Raw genomic sequence first — 18,805 nt, forward strand, 5'->3', positions numbered from 1 at the left:
GCCTTTCTGAGGGTGCGGGGTGTTCAGCGGGCGAGCCAGCCGCCGTCGACGGCCAGGACGACGCCGTGGATGTAGGCGGCCGCGTCGGAGGCGAGGAACAGCGCCGCGCCGGCGATGTCCTCGGGGGTCCCCCATCTGCCCGCGGGGATCCGGTGGGAGACCTCTCGCGAGCGCGCCGCGTCGGCCTTGAGCTCTTGGTTGAGCTCGGTGTCGATGTATCCGGGGGCGATGGCGTTGACGTTGAGACCGCGACCCGCCCACTCGTTCGACAGCGCCTTGGTCAGCTGCGCGACGGCGCCTTTGGAGGCCACATAGGCGGGAGCGCGGAAGCCGCCGACGAACGACGTCATCGATGCGATGTTGATGATCTTCCCCGCCCCGTTGCGCAGCATGTCGCCGCCCAGCGCCTGACTCAGCCGGAACACGGCACGCAGGTTGATCGACAGGATCCGGTCGAACTCGTCGAGGGGGAAGTCGGTCGAGTCGTGCCACGCCTGCAGTCCCGCGTTGTTCACCAACACGTCGACGCCGCCCGCGGCCCGCACCTGCGCGATGACCGCTTCCACGTCGTCCGGCAGGGTGAGGTCCGCCGCGATCCGCCGCACTCTCGCCGCATCGCCCGCCCGGTCGCTGCGCTGCACCGACGTGACGTCCGCGCCCGCGGCGACGAAGGCGTCGACGATGGCCTGACCGATGCCGCGCGAGCCGCCGGTGACGAGGACGCGCGCGCCGGAGAAATCAAAGGCGGCCGTGCCCGATCCCGTGTTCGAGGTCATTCTCGTCCCAATCATTCGAGCGGTTGAGGTGCTCGTATGATCATTTGTACGGGATGACGCCGCCCCGCGCAAGAACGAGATCGCGCGGGGCGGAACGGGGTCAGGCGCTCACGCGCTCAGGATGGCCTCCGCGAGCCGCCGATCGGCGATCAGCTCGTTGACGTAGCCGGCACGCGTGGCGGCGATGGTGGCCTCGGCACGCGCCGCCCCGAAACTGCCGGCGATCAGCCGCGGAATCCTCGCGAGCTGATCCAGGGGGATGCCGACGACGCGATTGCCGATGACGGAGTCCTCCGGCACACCGTCGGCGTCGAACAGCCGCCCGTTCATCTCGCCCACCACGCCGAGCTCGCTGGCGCGAGCGCGGTCGCGCTCCGAGGCGGCCGCGTAGACCGCGGACTCGTCCGGACGCCACGCGCCGATCGAGATCGCCGCGACGTCGATCGCATCGAACATCGCCGTGGCGGCGGAGATCATCGGCTGGCCGAGGAGCGAGCGCAATGCGCCTTCGTCCGTGACGAGCAGCGGAGACGGGATCGCATAGGCGGCTCCGCCGGACGCGCGCGCGATCCGGCGCACGAGCTCCGAGCTGTCGGGGAGATCGGCGCTGTTGCCGGCATGTCCGGCGAGCTGGACGGTCACGCACTTCGGGAGACGTTCGAGGTGCCGCGTCATCGCGACGAGCGCACGGCTCCACGACATCCCGATGACGTCGCCGGGGTGGACGGTCTCCTCCAGGATCCGCGCCATCGTGGCGCCGATGATGTCGACGACGTCGGCCGGGTCGGAGGAGTCGACGACCCATGCCGCGGTCAGCCCCAGCTTGGCCCGCAACCGCTCGCTGAGCCCGAGGTTCACGCCGTCCAGCGAACGCACCTCGATCTTGACGATCTCCAGCTCACGCGCCCGTTGCAGCAGCCGCGCGACCTGGAATCGACTGATCCCGTGCTGCTTGGCGATGTCGACCTTCGACTCGTCCTTCAGGTAGTAGGCGTGAGCCACACGGGTGATGAGTTCCTTCGAGAGGAGCGGGTCGGTGGCGGCGATGTCGGTCATTGTGGCTTCCTTGCACATGCATCACGTGGCGGGGTAGAACAGTCAGCATCCAGTGTGACACAAATGCGCTCATATGAGCGACTCTGATTCGAGAGGCATGACGACCATGAGCAGCTCCACACCCCGCCCCCTCGGCCGCGTCGTCGTCACCGGAGCGGGCGGCGCGATCGGCGGGGCCATCGTGGCGACGCTGCGGGAACGAGGCTACGAGGTCTTCGCCACGGATGTCCGCCCCTCCGCTGACGACTCCGGCGGCGTCGTCGCCGCAGATCTCAGCGATGCCGATGGCCGCGCCACCGTCGCCACCGCGCTCGAGGGCGCGGTCGGGCTCGTGAACGCCGCCGGCATCGCACTCTCCGCCCCCGTCGACGAGATCACCGACGACATGTGGGACCGCACGATCGACGTGAACGTGAAATCGGTGTTCCATCTCTGCCGCGCCGCCGGCACGGGACTGGTCGACGGCGGCGCGATCGTGAACATCGCCTCGACCTCGGCGCACCTCGCGCGCTTCCCCGCCTCCATGGCGTACTCGGCCTCGAAAGCCGCCGTGGTGAACCTCACCAAGGCGTTCGCCCGGGAGCTGTCGCCTCGCATCCGCGTGAACTCGGTCTGCCCGGGACTGATCGCCACCCCGATGCAGACATCCGTCATGGAGAAGGTCGCCGAGGACACGGGCCGCGCCCTCGCCGACGTCCGCCGCGACGCCGCCGCCGGCATCGCGCTCGAGCGTCTGGGCTCGACCCGCGAGGTGGCCACCGCGATCGCTTTCCTGCTCGGGTCGGACGCCGCGTACGTCACGGGAGCCTGCCTCGACGTCGACGGCGGCCTCAGCATGCGGTGAGCGCTCATACGAGCGGCAAAACGGGATGAAGGCTCTCATATGTGAGCACCTGTGCTAGCTTTCCCTCAGAGTTCGAGCCTGCGTCAGGCACGAGAGCCGTGTGAACGAATCGGAGATGATTCATGCCTCAGTCAGACACCCCGCCGAATGTGGTGTTCATCATCACGGATCAGCAGCGCTGGGACACCATCGCCGCGCTCGGGCACTCGCATGCCATCACGCCCCACCTCGACCGCCTCGTGCGGGAAGGCACCGCCTTCACCAACATGTACGTGACCTCACCGTCGTGCGCGCCCTCCCGTGCGAGCCTGTTCACCGGCCTGTACCCGCACACCACCGGCGTCTACCGCAACGACGACGTCTGGCGACACTCCTGGGTCGAGCGCGTCGCCGCTCAGGGCTACCGCTGCGTGAACGTCGGGAAGATGCACACGTTCCCCTATGACGCCGCCGTCGGATTCCACGAGCGCCACGTGATGGAGAACAAGGATCGCGGCAATCCCGAGCTGCCTTTCCTCTTCGACAACTGGGACAAGGCGCTGTGGAGCCACGGGTACGTCAAGCCCGACCGTCGGACGCTGCGCGACGTGCCCGACTACCAGGATCGTCTCGGGGCGTTCGTCTGGGAGCTTCCCGAGGAGCTGCACGTCGACAACTTCGTCGGAAACATGGCGCGGCACTGGGTGGACGTCTTCCCGGGTCTGACCGACCTCCCCTTCTTCCTGCAGATCGGCTTCCCCGGGCCGCATCCGCCCTACGACGCCGTGCCCGCGTATCTCGATCTCTTCGAGGGGCGAGAGGTGCCGGAGCCGGTGAACTCCGCGGCCGACCGGGACGGCCAGCCGTCCGTGCTGAAGGCCCTCCGCGCCGAGCACGTGCGCAACGACCACGACTCGGTCGTGCACGACGAAGACCCCGAGCGGCACCGGAGCCTGCGACAGCGCCGCCACTATCTCGCGAACATCTCCATGATCGACGCGCAGATCGGCCGCCTGCTCGACGCCCTCGAGGCACGGGGAGTGCTCGACAACACGATCGTCATCTTCACCTCCGACCACGGAGACACGCTCGGCGACCACGGCCACAGCCAGAAGTGGACGATGTACGAGGGAAGCGTGCGCGTGCCCGCCATCGTGTGGGGCCCGAAGTTCGTCCGCCAGGGATCGCGGGTCGACGGCCTCGCCTCGCTCTTCGACCTCGGCCCCACGATCCTCGAGCTCGCCGGCGCGGACATCCCCCCGTGGATGGAGGCCACCTCACTGCGCGGGGCGCTGACGGGCGACGGCTGGGAGGGACGCGCGCACGTCTTCGCCGAGCACGCCCGCGACATGATCCTCACCGAGACGGCTCTGATGACCATGGTGCGGGACACGGAGTGGAAGCTCGTGGAGTTCATCGACTCCGACGAGGGTCAGCTGTTCGACCTCCGCACCGACCCGCACGAGGAGCATTCGCTGTGGGACGATCCCGCCGCGGCCGGAACCAAAGCCCGCCTGAAAGAGGTGATCTCCCGCTGGCGCGCGGAGAGCGCCCTCAGGACGGCGGGCTGGGCGTCGTCCTCCGTGTGAACGAGCGCCCACCCCCCTCAGGAGTCGGCGGCGATCGCGCGGATGACGCGCGCCAGCAGCGGACCGAGGGTCGCCTCGGCCGACTTCCCGGCCTCCAGCACCTCCTGGTGGCTCAGCGCCCCGGACTGGAGGCCGGCGCCGAGATTCGTGATCAGCGACAGCCCGAGGACCTCGAGCCCCGCCTCGCGGGCGGCGATCGCTTCGAGCGCGGTGGACATCCCGACGAGGTCGCCGCCGAGGCCGCGGAGCATGCGGACCTCGGCCGGGGTCTCGTAGTGCGGACCCGTGAGCTGCACGTACACGGCCTCGCCGAGCTCCGGCGCGACGGCGTGCGCGAGGGTGCGCAGCCGCGACGAGTAGAGGTCGGTCAGATCGATGAAGCGGGCGCCGGTCACGGGAGACACCGCGGTGAGGTTGATGTGATCGGTGATCAGTGCCGCCGTGCCGGGGATGCGGTCGGGGTCGAGGGCGCCCGCGCCGTTGGTGAGGATCATCGTCTTCACCCCCGCGGCGGCGGCCGTGCGGACGCCGTGGACGGTCGCGGCGACGCCGTGTCCTTCGTAGAAGTGGGTGCGCGCGCCGAGCACGAGCACCCGGGTCCCGTCCTCCGTGACGAGGGAGCGGAGCGTTCCGGCGTGCCCCTGGACGGCGGAGGCACGGAAGCCCGTGACCTCGGCGGCGGGGATGTCGGCGACGGTGGTGCCGAGGTGCTCGACGGCCGTCTTCCAGCCGCTGCCGAGCGTCACGGCGATGTCGTGCTCGGCGACGCCGGTCAGACGTGCGATGTCGGCGGCAGCAGCGGCGGCCTGGTGGGTGGGGGACGGTTCAGACATCGGGGAGCCCTCTCTGGGTCGGATCGGTCATTCGGAGGCGAGGATGACGTCGGCGCGCTCGCGCGCGTCGTCCTCCTGCGGCGAGGCATCCATCGTCACGAGCGCGATCGTCTGCGCCGGCAGGGCGATGGTCTGCAGCGGGCTGAATCCGGAGACGACGCCGGCACCGACGTCGAGGCCCCAGAAGGAGAGGTGCGAGGACGACGTCGGGATCACCAGCTCGTCGGATGCCGGGACGTCGTCGATCGTCAGACGGACGCGGGCCCGACGGTCTTCCGCGGCGTGCAGAGTGAATCCGACGGTCTGCGCATCGGGCGGGATCGGCCGGTCGCCGACCAGCGCCAGGTGCGTGTCGAGGAGCTTGTGCTCGAAGCGCAGCACGCCGCCCTGCACCGCCAGGAAGTAGCCGCCCTGCGCGTTGCCGGAGGACAGGATGGTTCCCGTGAGGGCGCTGACGTCGGTGGCGAGCCGGGCGCGGACGGTCAGGGTGCGGTGGGAGCCGGTGACCCCGGTCGCGCCGGGGACGTGGCTCTGACCCGGACGCAGCTCGAGACGGTCCTGCGCGATCAGCCCGTGGGGTCCGGCGAGCTCGATGAGAACGCGCAGCGGGCGGTCATCGAGCGGCAGGACGTCGTGACGGCCCGCCTCCTGCCACCAGAGGTCCTGAAGCCGGCGGAGCACGTCGGGGTGCTCCGCCGCGACGTCGCGCGCCTCGGCGAAGTCGGTGCGCGTGTCGTAGAGGCGCCAGGTGTCGTCGGCGTACGGCGCGCCGACCTCGTGAGCCGTCACCGCACGCCACCCGTCGTGCCAGATCGCGCGGTGGCCGAGCGTCTCCCAGTACTGCGTGGTGCGGCCGACGGGGGCCGTGGCATCCACGATGCTCTCGGCGAGACTCTCACCGTCCATCCCGTCGGGAGCGGTCGCCCCGATGAGGTCGTAGAGCGTCGGTGCGAGGTCGACCACGTGCATGAACTGGGTCCGCACCGCGGCCCGCGACGTCTCGGGCGTGGAGATGACGAGCGGCGAGCGCACGCCGCCGAGGTCGACGAACTGCTTGTAGCGCCGGAAGGGCGTGTTCCCCGCCATCGCCCATCCCTCGGGATAGTGCGCGCCGCCGGTGACCGAGCCGACCCTGTCGAGCTCGCCGACCATCGCCGCCGCGGGGCGACGGATGCCGCTGTACGGTCCGTTGGTGTCGACGTCGCCCGTCGGGCCGCCCTCGCGCGAGGCGCCGTTGTCGGAGAAGAGCGCGAACACGGTGTCATCGGTCTGACCGAACTCCTCCAGGGCGTTCAGCAGTCGTCCGATCTGCGCATCCGTGTGCTCGAGGAACCCGGCGAAGGCGGACTGCAGGTGGGTGAACACCTCGCGCTCGACGTCGGTGAGCTCCTCCCACGCGCTGACGCCCTCGTTGCGCTCGGTCAGAGGCGTACCCGACGGGACGACGCCGGTGAGGATCTGCCGCGCGAGGCGCTCTCGTCGCGTCTGGTCCCACCCCTTCGCGAACTCGTCGAGGTACTTCTCGATGAACGCGCGCGGCGCCTGGAACGGCGCGTGGGTCGCCCCGAAGGCCACCTGCAGGTAGAACGGATCGTTCGGCCGGAACGAGAGGTGGTCGCGCAGGTACGAGATCGACCTGTCGACGAGATCCTCGCTGAGGTGGTACCCGTCCCGCGTGGGGGTGGGGACGGCGTGGTTGTCCTCGTAGAGCTCCGGCTCGTACTGGTCGGTGCACCCGTCGAGGAAGCCGTAGTAGCGGTCGAAGCCGAGCGCCAGCGGCCAGTTGCCGTGCGGACCCGCGGGAGTGATCTCGTGGAGCGGGGCGAGGTGCCACTTGCCGACGAGATAGGTGCCGTACCCCTGCTCGCGCAGCACCTGCGGCAGCACGGGCGTTCCCGCCCGCACCGATCCGCGGGAGTTCGGGAAGCCGGTGTCGGTGTCGGCGAGGAACCGCATCCCGACGGCGTGGTTGTTCTTCCCGGTGAGGAAGGAGGCCCGCGTCGGCGAGCACAGGGGGGTGACGTGGAAGTTGCTGTATCTCACCCCGTTGTGCGCGAGCGCATCGATGTGGGGGGTGGCGATCTCCGAGCCGAAGCATCCGAGATCGGACCACCCCGTGTCGTCCAGGATCACGACGACGAGGTTCCGTCGCGGCGTCGTGTTCGGCTCGGGCCACCACGGGACGGAATCCGCCACGGTGGTGCCGACGGATCCGCGGAAGGAAGGGTCGAGGGTCGTCATCGGTGACTGCTTTCTGCGGGGGACGGCACGGTCACCGGGCGGCCGGGGCCGTCGCGGGCGCGCTCGCGGCGGCGATGGAGACGGTGTGGCGCGGCTTCACCGTGATGGTGAACACCAGGGCGATGACCGCGATGAAGGCGATGTACATCGACACCGTCCAGGTCGCGCCGTTCGCGGCGCCGGTGAGCGCTTGAGCGATCACCGGGCCGAAGCCGCCGCCGAGCACGGTTCCGAGCTGGAAGCCGACGGACATGCCCGAGTAGCGCACGCGCGGCGGGAAGTAGTGGGCGAACAGGGTGGCCTGCTGGCTGAACAGCGTGCCGATGATGAGACCGGAGATGCCGGTGGCGAGGAACAGGCCCCCGACGGTGGCGGTTCCGATCAACAGGAACATCGGGAACGCCCACAGCACCAGGGCGACCAGCCCGACGACGAGGACCGCACGCTGGCCGACACGGTCCCCGAGACGACCGGCGATGGGCGTGATGATGAGGCTCGTCACCGACGAGAGGATGTTGGCGAGCAGGACGACCGTCGGGTCCATGCCGAGGACGTTGGAGGCGTAGCCGAGCACGAACACGCCGACCACGAGTCCGAGGGTGGCGTCGCTGGCATGGATGAAGACGGCGGCCAGGATCTGCGCGGGATAGCGACGGACGGCCTCCCAGACGGGGACCTTCACCTTGTCGTCGGCGGCTTCGATCTTCTCGAACTCGGGGGACTCGTCGACGCTGAAGCGCAGCCAGATGCCGACCAGCAGCAGGATCGCGCTCGCCAGGAACGGCACGCGCCAGCCCCACTCGACGAGCTGTTCGAGGCCGATCGTGGCCGTCAGCAACGCGACGGAGCCGCTGGACAGGATGACACCGATCGGCGCGCCGGCCTGCACGACACTGCCGAAGAAGCCCCGCTTCCCGTCGGGCGCGTGCTCGACGGCGAGGAGGGCGGCGCCGCTCCACTCCGCTCCGATGCCGACGCCCTGCGCGACACGCAGGACGACGAGGAGGATCGGGGCGACGACGCCGACCTGGGCGTAGGTCGGCAGGAATCCGATGATGAGCGTGACGCCACCTGTGAGCATGAAGCTGAAGAGCAGGATCCGCTTGCGGCCGATGCGGTCGCCGAAGTTGCCGAGGATGATGCCGCCGAGCGGACGGGCGATGAAGCCGACGGCTAAGGTCCCCAGCGCGAGGAGCGACGCGACGCCGGGGTTGTCCTGGGGGAAGAACACCCGCCCGAAGACGAGGGCGGACAGCGTTCCGAAGACGAAGAAGTCGTAGTACTCGAGGATGGAGCCGATCGTGGCGCCGGCGAGGGCGCGGGTCGACATCTGCTGCTTCGTGAGCACTCGCGGGTGGTGCGGTCGGTTCATCGGTCACTCCAGTGTGAGGCGGGGCGGGAAAAATATCGCTGGAATCGATTCCGGGAATCGATTCCGCTACGGTAGGGGATCAACAGGGCATCATGCAAGCGGTGTTCGATTCCGCCCCACCGTCGGGAACGCGAACGTCCACCGGATACCGTGGTGTGACCACGACGTGAGGAGGAACTCGCATGGCTGCATCGCGACCGGCCACCTCTCCGTCGGCCCCTTCCCCGGGGACGGCCACCATCCTGGACGTCGCCGCGTTGGCGGGCGTCTCGCGCACCACGGTCTCACGCGTCCTCAACCATCCCGACCTCGTCCCCGCCGACACGATCGCCCGCGTCGAGGGCGCGATCGACGAGCTCGGCTTCCGGCCGAGCAGCCGCGCCCGCGGCCTGCGCACGGGACGTTTCGACACCATCGCACTGCTGGTCGGCGATGCGTCGCAGCCGTTCCAGAGCGCCGTCGCGAAAGCGGTCGCGCGCGCCGCGGAGGCACGCGGCCTCAACGTGCTGCTCTGCGATCTCGATCACAGCGAGGAGCGGCTCATCACGTTCCTGCGTCAGCTTCCTCGTCAGGGCGTCGACGGGATCGTGATCTCCACGGGCGACGACGTGTCGCGCTCCCGCGCGGGCGCTGTCATCGCGGAGACCCGCGCCGGCGGAACGCCGATCGTCATCTCCGGCCGCCTCCCCGAAGACGACCTGTTCGGCGTGGGGGTGGACTTCACGTCCATCGCCGACGCGGCCACGACCCGGCTCATCGAGAACGGGTCGCGGCGGCCGATCCTGCTCATCGGCGACGCCGACACCTACGTGGGTGCGCGGTGGGCAGCCGGCTACCGCGCCGCGGTCGAACGAGCGGGCCTCGATGCCGTCGTCCTCCAGACGCAGTACTCCGACGCGACCTCCACCCAGCTCGTGCTGCGCGAACTGTCAGCGAGCACGCCGGCGGACGGGATCATCGCGGGCACCGTCCCGCTCGCGCTCAGTGCGGTCCGCGCGGCCCACCACTGCCGTCGCCTCGTGCCCGACGACCTGGCGATCATCGCGTGCGAGCAGGTCGGGCTGGCCGAGCTCGTCACGCCCGCGGTGTCCACCATCGGCGTCACGGCCGAAGCCAGCGGCGAGGCGCTGGTCGAACACCTGTCCCAGCTGATCGCGGGCCGCAATCCCCCGCACGCGACGCTGCCCTACGTCCTCTCGGAGAGACAGACCACGCGGCATCCGGCAGAAGGCGAGACCAGGTGAACCCGCGCGCAGGCCGGACCCTCCGGTGGATCTACCGGCACGGAACGGAGCCCGACCCCCGGTTCACCCTCGCGAACGAGCGGACGTTCCTCGCCTGGATCCGCACGTCGCTCGCTCTCATCGCGGGCGGGGTGGCGCTGGAAGCGCTCGGGCTTCCGCTGCATCCCGTTCTGCGCCTGACGGCCTCCCTCATCCTCCTCGCCACCGGAGCCGCGCTGCCGCTGCTGGCGTGGGTGGGCTGGGGCCGGGCCGAGAGGGCGATGCGGCAGCAGACGCCCCTGCCCGTACCCGTCGTCGCCCTCCCCCTCGCGGTGGTCCTCGCCGTGGTGACCGTGCTGATCGTGCTCGGGCTCCTCATCGCCTGAATCGCCATGACCGAGATCTTCGACCCTGGGCTCCAGCTGGAGCGGACGCTGCTGGCGTGGCGGCGCACCCTCCTCACGATCGGCGGAGCGGGGCTCATCGCGCTGCGGCTGCTGCCGTCCGCGCTCGGCCCCTGGGCGCTGCCGGTCCCGCTCGCGATCATCGCCACCGCCGTCGCCCTCCACCTCCTGAGCGAACGACGGTTCCGGCACACGTATCGCGAGCTGACCGCCAATCGCGTCGTGCCCACGGTCGGGATGCTGACGCTCGTCCTGGCCGGGCTCGTCGCCGGCGGTGGCGTCACCGCGATCGTCGCTGTCCTCGTCCTGACCGCACAGCACACACCGGGGGCACCATGACGACGGGACAGGACGGCGGGTCGTGCGGCCCGGACTGCTCGTGCGGAGGACCGCGACGCGACGCGTTCGTCGCGCTCGGCCCCGTGCGCCGTGCGGACGACGGTTCGGCGAGGGCCGCCGCTCACGACATCGAACAGATCCACGTGCCGGCGGGAGCGTTCCTGATGGGCGACTCGTCGGGCGATGCGAACGTCGGCGACGGCGAGATCCCGGTGCACGCCGTCGAGCTCGCCGCGTTCGACATCGACGCGACCACCGTGACCAATGCGGCCTTCGCGGCCTTCGTGGAGGCGACCGGCTACGTCACCGACGCGGAGGCGTTCGGCTTCTCCGCCGTGTTCCACCTCGCGGTCGCCGCCCCCGCGGAGGACGTGCTGGGCAGGGCGCCGGGAACGCCCTGGTGGATCGGCGTGCGCGGGGCCGACTGGCGGCATCCCGGAGGGCGCGCGTCGACGGTCGACGATCTGCCCGACCACCCGGTCGTCCACGTGAGCTTCAACGACGCGATCGCCTACTGCGACTGGGCCGGACGCGCGCTGCCCACCGAGGCGCAGTGGGAGTACGCCGCTCGCGGCGGGCGGGCGTCCGAGAAGTACCCCTGGGGGGAGCGCGAACCCGGGACCGACGGTTGGCCCGTGAACATCTGGCAGGGCGAGTTCCCCCGCGTGAACACGATGGACGACGGCTATCTCACGACCGCCCCGGTGCGCTCGTTCGCCCCCAACGGCTACGGCCTGTGGCAGCCCGTGGGCAACGTCTGGGAGTGGTGCGCAGACTGGTTCGACCCCGACTACTACGCGCGCTCGCCGCGGGTCGACCCGCCGGGGCCTGCGACCGGCACCTCCCGCGTCCTGCGCGGCGGGAGCTATCTGTGCCACGTCTCGTACTGCAACCGCTACCGGAACTCGGCGCGCTCGCAGAACACGCCGGACTCGTCGATGGGCAACGCGGGCTTTCGCACGGTCTCGCGTCCGCGCTGACGCCGGACGGAGAGTCGGGATGCGCGGTGACGCCGCCGTCCGCCGGCGCGCCCGCGTGCGTGATGTCGATCGCGGTCGTGCACGTCGGGAAGGCCCTCGCCGCTCAGAAGGGTGGCGGGTCGGCCGGCGTGGTGGGTTCGGGGACGAATCTCACCAGGCTGGGTGGGTGGTCTTCGTAGTGGCGTCCGGTGGGTGATGTCCATTGGAGGGTTCCGTGGCCGAGGTGTAGGACCTGCCAGGCGGTGTGGTGTTTGACGGTGTGGTGGCGGCGGCACAGGTGGGCGAGGTTGTCGGGTGCTGTGGGGCCGCCGTGGCTGGCGGGGGTGGTGTGGTCGCGGTCGCAGCGGTGGGCGGGGCGGGTGCAGCCGGGGGTGCGGCAGCGTTCATCCCGTGCAGCCAGGTAACGGCGGATTTCCGCACTGGGTCGGTAGCGGTTGACGGCGACGGGGATGCCGGTGGTCGGGTCGGTGAACACCCGATCCCACCCGGGGGCCAGGGCGGCCAGGCGTCGGGCAAGCCCCGGGTCGATGGGGCCGTACCCGGTCAAGATCGCCGGGCCTCCGTCGGGGTCGCCGGCGAGGGTGAGGGCAGGGACCGTCACCTGGATCTGCGCCGTCACCGCCTCGATACCGGCGCCGGTGGCTCGGGTGGACGCGGTGGCGGTCAGGAGCAGGTCGGTGAGGATGTCCGCACGCACCTGCGCCAGAGTGCGGGAGTCCTTCACGGCGGTTGCCGTGGGCATGGTCGTGGTCTTGAGCGTGCAGGTCGCGTCGATGGGGCGGGCGGGGCCCGTGGCGCGGACGGGGCTGGTGATGAGCTTCTCGCCACACGGGCCGCCACTCGTGCCCCGCGCGACGCGCGTGTTCACACCGGTGTCGACATCGGCGAGGGCATCCGCGTCGGCGGCATCCGCGGCACCGTCGCTGCCCTCGTCGGGCTGATCGAGGATCACCCGACCCCGGGCGGTCAGGGTGTCGTGGATCGCGTGGGCGAGCGGGGCGGGAAGATCCGCGATCAGTCTGGCCATCCCATCGTCGAGAGGGAACAGACGCACGGACCTCTCCGCGTACGCTCGCTGCGCGGCCTCGGCGAACGCGGCCGGGTCGATGGTCGCCGCGATCGCCTTCGCCGCCGCGCTCATCCGCGCAGGCGACTCCGACCGGGCCGCCTCCAGAGCGAGGGTTTCGTACCGTGACCGGTCTGCTTCAGAGGTGAGAAGCGTGCCGGTGCGGCTGATCGCCCACGCGTGAGCCGCATCGATCTCCCCGCTGGCCCACACCTCAAGCGTCCGCGGGAAGAGGGTGGTCAGCAGGTATGCCTCTGACATTCGCCGTTGCACACCCCGATCCGACACCCGCAACGCCATCGCGAGCTCCAACGCGACTTCCCGCAACGGCAGATCCGCATCCGACGACCGCACCGACCCACCCCGCTGCTGCGCCTCCTGACGTAGCACCGCGGCACGCTCCGCGACCAGTTCCACCGCGTCGGCCAGGAGCCTCGCCTCCGCGGCCTGCGCGGCAGCCACACGCCGCCGCGCATCCACCACACCGGCCACCACGGCATCCAACCCGGGCCAGGTCGCATCACCCTCACGGGTACTCGTCAGCGCGTGCATCATCACCCCTGACCCGGCCACAACCGGAGGACAGGACCCGCAACAGAAGGTGGGCACGCGCGGGGTTTCTTCACCCCACTATAGAACAAACATTCGAAACACGCAAGAGCGACATCGAAACGGTCCGCTCACGCGAGGCCCGGCAACGCCGCCGCGAGACCGTGCACGAGGATCTCCACGCCGATCGCGAGGATGAGGAAGCCCATCACGCGCGTGATGGCGCCGACGCCCGTCGCACCGAGCTTCTCGGTGAGGGGCGTCCCGTAGCGCAGCAGCACCGCGATCGCGGCGGCGATGACGAGCACGGCCGCGACGATCGCGACGCGGTCCAGGATGCCGGGATTGCGCGCCGCAAGACCGACGACGACGCCGATCGCGCCCGGGCCGGCGATGAGCGGCAGCGCCATGGGCGAGAAGCTGATGTCCGTCTTCGTCGCGGCGTGCTCCTTCTCGGCATCCGAGGCCCCCGCCCCCAGAGCGCGCGGCACGACCATGCCGAACCCGGCGTGCATCACGACCAGGCCGCCCGCGATCTGCAGCGCCCCGAGCGAGATGCCGAAGAACTCGAGGATCAGCGTGCCGAGAAGGGCGAAGACGGTCAGGATCACCGCGACGTAGACGCCCGTGAGCCACGACTGCCGGCGGCGGTCCGCCTCGTCGAGATGCGCCGCCAGACCCGCGTAGGCGGCGACCGCGCCGATCGGATTCGTGATCGGGACGAGCGCCGCGAGCGCGGCGACGAAGACGCTCAGCATGCCTTCATTGTGGCGCAGCCGGCCCGCTCGATCAGTCGAGCAGCAGCGCGGGCTCCTCGAGGATCGACGCGACATCGGCGATGAACCGGCTCATGCCGTCACCGTCGATGACGCGGTGATCGAACGAGCCCGAGACCGTCGTCACGAACCGCGGACGCACCTCGCCGTCGACGACCCACGGCTTCTGGCGGATCGTGCCCATCGCGACGATGCCGGACTCCCCCGGGTTGATGATCGGGGTCCCGGCATCCATCCCGAACACACCGATGTTCGTGATCGTGATCGTGCCGCCCTGCTGGTCGGCCGGGGTCGTCTTGCCCTCACGGGCGGTCAGCGTCAGCTTCTCGAGCGCCTTCGCGAGCTCGCGGAGGTTCAGGTCCTGCGCGTCCTTGATGTTCGGCACGAGCAGGCCGCGGGGCGTCGCGGCGGCGATGCCGAGGTTGACGTAGTTGCGCACCCGGATCTCGGCGGAGCCGTCCTCCTTGTCGATCCACGCGGCGCCGATCAGGGGCGTGCGCCGGACCGCCCAGATCACGGCGCGCGCCATGATCAGCAGGGGCGACACCTTGATGTCGGCGAAGTCGGGCGAGGCCTTCAGCCGCTTGACGAGCTCCATCGTGCGGGTCGCGTCGACATCGGTCCACACCGAGACGTGGGGCGCCGTGTAGGCGGAGCGCACCATGCCGGATGCCGTGGCCTTGCGCACGCCCTTGACCGGGATCGCCTCCTCGCGCTCGCCCACGGGCGGAGCGGCGGGCGCCGGCGCGGAGACCGGGATCGTCTGCTCGCGCTCGGCGGGAGCGACCGGCGTCGCGATGTTGCGGAAGACGCTCGCCTGCTCGGCGTGGCGCACGACGTCGTCGCGGGTGACCTCCCCGGCGGGACCGGTCGGGGTGACCTCCGACAGCGTGACCCCGAGGTCGCGCGCGAGCTTTCGCACCGGCGGCTTGGCGACCACGCCGACCGACGCACGCACCGTCTCGCCCCGCTCGGCGGGGCGCTTGCGGCGGGAGGTGGCCCCGGCACCCGTGCCGTAGCCGACGAGCACCGCACCGCCGTCGTCGTCGGATGCCGCGGCCTGCTCGGCCGGGGCGGGAGCGGATGCCGCGGCATCCCCCGCGTCGCCGGCGATGGTGATGATCGCCGCGCCGACCGTGACGGTCTGCCCCTCGGGCGCGAGCAGCTCGCCCACGGTGCCGGAGAACGGCGAGGGCAGCTCGACGAGCGACTTCGCGGTCTCGATCTCGACCAGCACGTCGTTGACCTCGACGGCGTCACCGGGCGCGACGCGCCACTGCACGATCTCGGCCTCGGTGAGTCCTTCACCGACGTCCGGCAGGTGGAAGATCTGCTCGCTCATGTCGTGGTTCTCCTTCGCGGCGGACGTTCAGTAGGCGAGGGCGCGGTCCACGGCCTCGAGGATGCGGTCGGCATCCGGGAGGTACGTGCCCTCGAGCTTGGCGGGCGGGAACGGCACGTCGAAGCCCGACACGCGCAGCACGGGCGCCTCGAGCGCGAAGAACGCGCGCTCCATGACGGTCGCCGCGACCTCAGAGCCGACCGAGGTGAATCCCGGTGCCTCCTGCGCGTAGACCATGCGGCCCGTGCGGCGCACCGAGTCGAGGATGGGGCCGTAGTCGATCGGCGACAGCGAGCGCAGGTCGATCACCTCGCACGACGTGCCCTCGCTCTCGGCGAGCGCGGCGGCCTGCAGGAGCGTCGTCACCATCGCGCCGTGGCCGACGAGCGTGACGTCGGTGCCGCGGCGCACGAGGCGCGAGGCGTGCAACGGCAGCGGCCGCTCGTCGACGTCGACGTCGCCCTTCATCCAGTACTTCGCCTTGGGCTCGAGGAAGATCACCGGGTCGGGGGAGCGCACGGCATCCTGGATCATCCAGTACGCGTCGTTCGCCGTCGACGGCGAAACGACCCGCAGGCCCGCCGTGTGCGTGAAGTACGCCTCCGGGCTCTCCTGGTGGTGCTCGACCGCGCCGATGTGGCCGCCGTAGGGGATGCGGATGACGACGGGCATCTGCAGCGCGCCCTCGTGCCGGTTCGTCAGCTTCGCGAGCTGTGTCGTGATCTGGTCGAACGCGGGGAAGACGAAGCCGTCGAACTGGATCTCCACGATCGGCCGGAAACCCGCCATCGCGAGACCGATCGCCGTGCCGACGATGCCCGACTCCGCCAGCGGGGTGTCGAGCACCCGCCGGTCGCCGAACTCGGCCTGCAGGCCCTCGGTGACGCGGAACACGCCGCCGAGACGACCGATGTCCTCGCCCATCAGCAGGACGTGGTCGTCGGCGGCCATCGCGGCGCGCAGGCCCGCGCTGAGGGCCTTGGCCAGGGGCATGGACTCGACCATCAGACGCCTCCCTCCAGCGATGCCTCGTAGGCGGCGAGCCAGCGCCGCTGCTCCACCATCAGGGGGTGGTCCTCACTGTAGACGTGGGCGAACATCGAGTCCGGCTCGATCGTGCCCAGGGCGTTGGTGCGCACCCGCACGTCGTCGGCGTAGGCCTGCGCGGCAGCATCCACGTCGTCGAAGAAGGATGCCGCGGCCCCCCGGCCCTCGAGGTACGCGCGCATCCGCGCGATCGGGTCGCGGCGGGCCCACGACTGCTCCTCGTCGGAGGTGCGGTACTTGGTGGGGTCATCGCTCGTGGTGTGGGCGCCCATGCGGTAGGTCATCGCTTCGATCGCGCGGGGACCGTCGCCGGCGCGCGCCTCGTCGAGCGCGAGCCGCGACACCGCGTAGCTGGCGAGCACGTCGTTGCCGTCGACGAGGATCGACGGCATGCCGTAGCCCTCGGCGCGGCGGTACAGCGGAGCGCGCGACTGGGTGGCGACCGGCACCGAGATGGCCCAATGGTTGTTCTGCAGGAAGAAGACCTGGGGCGTGCGGTACGTGTTCGCGAACACCATCGCCTCGTGCACGTCGCCCTGGCTGGACGCGCCGTCGCCGTAGTAGACGACGACGGCCTCGTCGCGGTTCGCGTCACCCGTGCCGGTGCGGCCGTCGAACACGAGCCCCATGCCGAAGCCGGTGGCGTGCAGCGTCTGCGACCCGAGCACCAGCGTGTAGATGCGCACGTTGCCGTTCTTCGGGTCGGTGGGGTCCCACCCGCCGTGGGTGAGACCGCGCATCACGCGGATGATGTCGATCGGGTCGACGCCGCGGGTCGTGGCGACGACGTGCTCGCGGTACGAGGGGAAGAGGTGGTCCTGCGGGCGGGCGGCGCGCACCGACCCGACCTGCGCGGCCTCCTGCCCGAGAGAGGGCGGCCACAGTGCGAGCTGGCCCTGCCGCTGCAGGTTGGTGGCCTGCCGGTCGAACGCGCGGACGACGACCATGTCGCGGTAGAACGTCTCGAGCTCGGCATCGGAGAGCGCGTCGATGAGCGGCAGATAGCGCTCGGCTTCGGGCGTGGGGGCGAACGTCCCGTCCGCCGCCAGGACGCGCACGAGGGCCGGGTCGTCAGGCGGGGTCATGTTCCCACGCTAACGCCCTCCGCATGCGTCGTACTGCATGGGATCGACAACGGGAGCCGCGATCCGCCGTGCCCGCGCCACAACGCGCCGGGGCAAACCGCGCGACGGGGAGTTTCGGACGCCTCTGGCGACCGAAACGGCGTGGGGGCGGGTTTCGGGCGCTCGTGGCGTCCGAAACCCGGGCGAGGAGGCCTCAGCGCGGCGCGACGGATGCGGCGACGCGCACGATCGTGTCGAGCGCCTCGTGCTCGCCGATGGAGATGCGCACGCCGTCGCCCGCGAACGGGCGGACGATCAGCCCGGCCTCCTCGAACGCCGCGGCGACCTCGAGCGCGCGCTCCCCGGCGGGCAGCCAGACGAAGTTGCCCTGCGCCTCGGGAACGTCCCAGCCGGTCTCGCGCAGCCGCGCGGCGAGGTCGTCGCGGTGCCCGGCGAGGGTGCGCACACGGTCGAGCAACTCGTCCTCGGCGTCGAGGCTCGCCAGGGCCGCCTCCTCGGCGGCGGCCGTGACCGACAGGGGGATGCCGGTGCTGCGCGCGGCCGCGAGGATGCGCGGATCGCCCACGGCGTAGCCCACGCGCAGGCCCGCGAGGCCGTACGCCTTCGAGAAGGTGCGCAGCACGACGACGTTCGGGTGCCCGGCGGCCAGCACCGCGGGACCGGAGACGGCGTCGGGGTCGGTGACGAACTCCGCGTAGGCCTCGTCGAGGACCACCAGGACGTCGGCCGGCACCCGGGCGAGGAAGGCGTCGAAACCCGCGGCGGTCACGACGGGACCCGTCGGGTTGTTCGGACTGCACACGATGACCATGCGGGTGCGGTCGGTCACGGCATCCGCCATCGCCTCGAGGTCGTGGCCGCCGTCCACGTCGTTCGGAACCGTGACGGCGGTGGCGCCGGCGACCGTGGCCAGGCTCGGGTAGGCCTCGAAGGAGCGCCACGAGAAGAGGATCTCGTCGCCCGGTCCGCTCGTGGCCTGTGCCAGCTGGAAGAGGATCGACACCGATCCGGCCGCGATGTGCACGGCGTCGTCGCCCACCCCGAAGCGCTCCGCCAGGCGCGCGCGCAGCCGCGGCGACGACGCGTCGGGGTAGCGGTTGACGGCGACCGCCGTCTGCACCGCCGCCACGACGCTCGGCAGCGGCGGGAACGGGTTCTCGTTGCTGGACAGCTTGAACGCCTCCGCACCGGCCTGCTTGCCCTGCTTGTAGGCGGGGAGGGCGGCGATCTCGGGGCGGATGCGGACGGGCAGCTCGGTCACGGGACGAGTCTACGAGGGCGCCGCTCGACGCGTGCGGGACGAC

The 18,805-nt window shown here is 70.9% G+C and carries 17 protein-coding genes; 6 read left to right on the forward strand and 11 right to left on the reverse strand.

All coding sequences use genetic code 11. The annotated features are described in order from the left end of the window. Positions 1-23: 23 nt before the first annotated feature. Both KY498_RS10810 and KY498_RS10815 read right to left on the reverse strand, forming a co-directional pair. On the reverse strand, positions 24-776 hold the full coding sequence (locus KY498_RS10810) for an SDR family NAD(P)-dependent oxidoreductase (RefSeq protein ID WP_191009397.1): 753 nt from the start codon (positions 774-776) through the stop codon (positions 24-26). A gap of 108 nt (positions 777-884) precedes the next feature. Beyond that, a complete protein-coding gene (locus tag KY498_RS10815; protein ID WP_157831545.1) occupies positions 885-1,832 on the reverse strand; it encodes a sugar-binding transcriptional regulator in 948 nt (315 codons plus the stop codon). Between the two features lie 106 nt (positions 1,833-1,938). Between KY498_RS10815 and KY498_RS10820 the strand changes: the two genes are divergently transcribed. Further along, positions 1,939-2,676 carry an SDR family NAD(P)-dependent oxidoreductase gene (locus KY498_RS10820; RefSeq protein ID WP_191009396.1) on the forward strand — a complete coding sequence of 246 codons (738 nt, stop codon included), beginning with the start codon at positions 1,939-1,941 and terminating at the stop codon, positions 2,674-2,676. Positions 2,677-2,798: 122 nt separating this feature from the next. Then, the gene (locus tag KY498_RS10825; RefSeq protein WP_191009395.1) at positions 2,799-4,244 is read left to right on the forward strand and encodes a sulfatase; all 1,446 of its coding nucleotides are present in this window, start codon (positions 2,799-2,801) and stop codon (positions 4,242-4,244) included. 17 nt (positions 4,245-4,261) lie between these two features. Here KY498_RS10825 and KY498_RS10830 read toward each other — a convergent pair whose 3' ends face one another. From KY498_RS10830 to KY498_RS10840, 3 genes are read right to left on the reverse strand one after another with little or no spacing between them, the layout of a single operon-like run. Next, positions 4,262-5,077, reverse strand: coding sequence for a purine-nucleoside phosphorylase (locus KY498_RS10830; protein WP_191009394.1), 816 nt, complete (start codon positions 5,075-5,077; stop codon positions 4,262-4,264). Between the two features lie 27 nt (positions 5,078-5,104). Next, positions 5,105-7,318: an arylsulfatase gene (locus tag KY498_RS10835; RefSeq protein WP_191009393.1), complete on the reverse strand. Its 2,214-nt coding sequence runs from the start codon at positions 7,316-7,318 to the stop codon at positions 5,105-5,107. Positions 7,319-7,349: 31 nt separating this feature from the next. Beyond that, entirely contained in the window at positions 7,350-8,690 is a 1,341-nt protein-coding gene (locus KY498_RS10840; RefSeq protein ID WP_191009392.1) for an MFS transporter, read from the reverse strand. A 182-nt stretch (positions 8,691-8,872) separates the two neighbouring features. On the opposite strand from KY498_RS10840, the gene KY498_RS10845 reads away from it, so the two are divergent. Genes KY498_RS10845 through KY498_RS10860 form a run of 4 tightly spaced genes read left to right on the forward strand, consistent with a single transcriptional unit; the run spans position 8,873 to position 11,636 of the window. Further along, positions 8,873-9,934 (forward strand): LacI family DNA-binding transcriptional regulator, encoded by a 1,062-nt coding sequence (locus KY498_RS10845; RefSeq protein ID WP_191009391.1) that lies wholly within the window; start codon positions 8,873-8,875, stop codon positions 9,932-9,934. Next, positions 9,931-10,299, forward strand: coding sequence for a YidH family protein (locus KY498_RS10850; RefSeq protein WP_191009390.1), 369 nt, complete (start codon positions 9,931-9,933; stop codon positions 10,297-10,299). Before KY498_RS10845 ends, KY498_RS10850 begins: the two co-directional genes overlap by 4 nt. 6 nt (positions 10,300-10,305) lie before the next feature. Beyond that, a complete protein-coding gene (locus KY498_RS10855; RefSeq protein ID WP_191009389.1) occupies positions 10,306-10,656 on the forward strand; it encodes a DUF202 domain-containing protein in 351 nt (116 codons plus the stop codon). Further along, entirely contained in the window at positions 10,653-11,636 is a 984-nt protein-coding gene (locus KY498_RS10860; RefSeq protein WP_191009388.1) for a formylglycine-generating enzyme family protein, read from the forward strand. Before KY498_RS10855 ends, KY498_RS10860 begins: the two co-directional genes overlap by 4 nt. 103 nt (positions 11,637-11,739) lie before the next feature. Here KY498_RS10860 and KY498_RS10865 read toward each other — a convergent pair whose 3' ends face one another. The 6 genes from KY498_RS10865 to KY498_RS10890 form a co-directional block, all read right to left on the reverse strand. Continuing rightward, positions 11,740-13,257, reverse strand: a complete 1,518-nt coding sequence (locus KY498_RS10865) for an HNH endonuclease signature motif containing protein (RefSeq protein WP_191009387.1) — start codon at positions 13,255-13,257, stop codon at positions 11,740-11,742. A gap of 125 nt (positions 13,258-13,382) precedes the next feature. Beyond that, positions 13,383-14,009, reverse strand: coding sequence for a MarC family protein (locus tag KY498_RS10870; protein ID WP_101305324.1), 627 nt, complete (start codon positions 14,007-14,009; stop codon positions 13,383-13,385). A gap of 31 nt (positions 14,010-14,040) precedes the next feature. Continuing rightward, a complete protein-coding gene (locus KY498_RS10875; RefSeq protein WP_101305323.1) occupies positions 14,041-15,369 on the reverse strand; it encodes a dihydrolipoamide acetyltransferase family protein in 1,329 nt (442 codons plus the stop codon). Between the two features lie 27 nt (positions 15,370-15,396). Then, on the reverse strand, positions 15,397-16,374 hold the full coding sequence (locus tag KY498_RS10880; RefSeq protein ID WP_060959764.1) for an alpha-ketoacid dehydrogenase subunit beta: 978 nt from the start codon (positions 16,372-16,374) through the stop codon (positions 15,397-15,399). Next, complete coding sequence (locus KY498_RS10885) at positions 16,374-17,501, reverse strand: thiamine pyrophosphate-dependent enzyme (RefSeq protein WP_191009386.1); 1,128 nt, start codon at positions 17,499-17,501, stop codon at positions 16,374-16,376. Before KY498_RS10885 ends, KY498_RS10880 begins: the two co-directional genes overlap by 1 nt. A gap of 193 nt (positions 17,502-17,694) precedes the next feature. Next, entirely contained in the window at positions 17,695-18,762 is a 1,068-nt protein-coding gene (locus tag KY498_RS10890; protein ID WP_101305321.1) for a histidinol-phosphate transaminase, read from the reverse strand. Between the last annotated feature and the right edge of the window lie 43 nt (positions 18,763-18,805).

It is taken from the genome of Microbacterium sp. PAMC21962, from assembly GCF_019443465.1.
GTDB lineage: Bacteria > Actinomycetota > Actinomycetes > Actinomycetales > Microbacteriaceae > Microbacterium > Microbacterium hominis.

Coding starts and splice junctions, on each gene's coding strand:
- KY498_RS10835 (WP_191009393.1), bottom strand. CDS start 7,318: ATGACGACCCTCGACCCTTCCTTCCGCGGATCCGTCGGCACCACCGTG.
- KY498_RS10865 (WP_191009387.1), bottom strand. CDS start 13,257: ATGATGCACGCGCTGACGAGTACCCGTGAGGGTGATGCGACCTGGCCC.
- KY498_RS10840 (WP_191009392.1), bottom strand. CDS start 8,690: ATGAACCGACCGCACCACCCGCGAGTGCTCACGAAGCAGCAGATGTCG.
- KY498_RS10860 (WP_191009388.1), top strand. CDS start 10,653: ATGACGACGGGACAGGACGGCGGGTCGTGCGGCCCGGACTGCTCGTGC.
- KY498_RS10825 (WP_191009395.1), top strand. CDS start 2,799: ATGCCTCAGTCAGACACCCCGCCGAATGTGGTGTTCATCATCACGGAT.
- KY498_RS10830 (WP_191009394.1), bottom strand. CDS start 5,077: ATGTCTGAACCGTCCCCCACCCACCAGGCCGCCGCTGCTGCCGCCGAC.
- KY498_RS10880 (WP_060959764.1), bottom strand. CDS start 16,374: ATGGTCGAGTCCATGCCCCTGGCCAAGGCCCTCAGCGCGGGCCTGCGC.
- KY498_RS10815 (WP_157831545.1), bottom strand. CDS start 1,832: ATGACCGACATCGCCGCCACCGACCCGCTCCTCTCGAAGGAACTCATC.
- KY498_RS10810 (WP_191009397.1), bottom strand. CDS start 776: ATGACCTCGAACACGGGATCGGGCACGGCCGCCTTTGATTTCTCCGGC.
- KY498_RS10875 (WP_101305323.1), bottom strand. CDS start 15,369: ATGAGCGAGCAGATCTTCCACCTGCCGGACGTCGGTGAAGGACTCACC.
- KY498_RS10855 (WP_191009389.1), top strand. CDS start 10,306: ATGACCGAGATCTTCGACCCTGGGCTCCAGCTGGAGCGGACGCTGCTG.
- KY498_RS10845 (WP_191009391.1), top strand. CDS start 8,873: ATGGCTGCATCGCGACCGGCCACCTCTCCGTCGGCCCCTTCCCCGGGG.
- KY498_RS10820 (WP_191009396.1), top strand. CDS start 1,939: ATGAGCAGCTCCACACCCCGCCCCCTCGGCCGCGTCGTCGTCACCGGA.
- KY498_RS10885 (WP_191009386.1), bottom strand. CDS start 17,501: ATGACCCCGCCTGACGACCCGGCCCTCGTGCGCGTCCTGGCGGCGGAC.
- KY498_RS10870 (WP_101305324.1), bottom strand. CDS start 14,009: ATGCTGAGCGTCTTCGTCGCCGCGCTCGCGGCGCTCGTCCCGATCACG.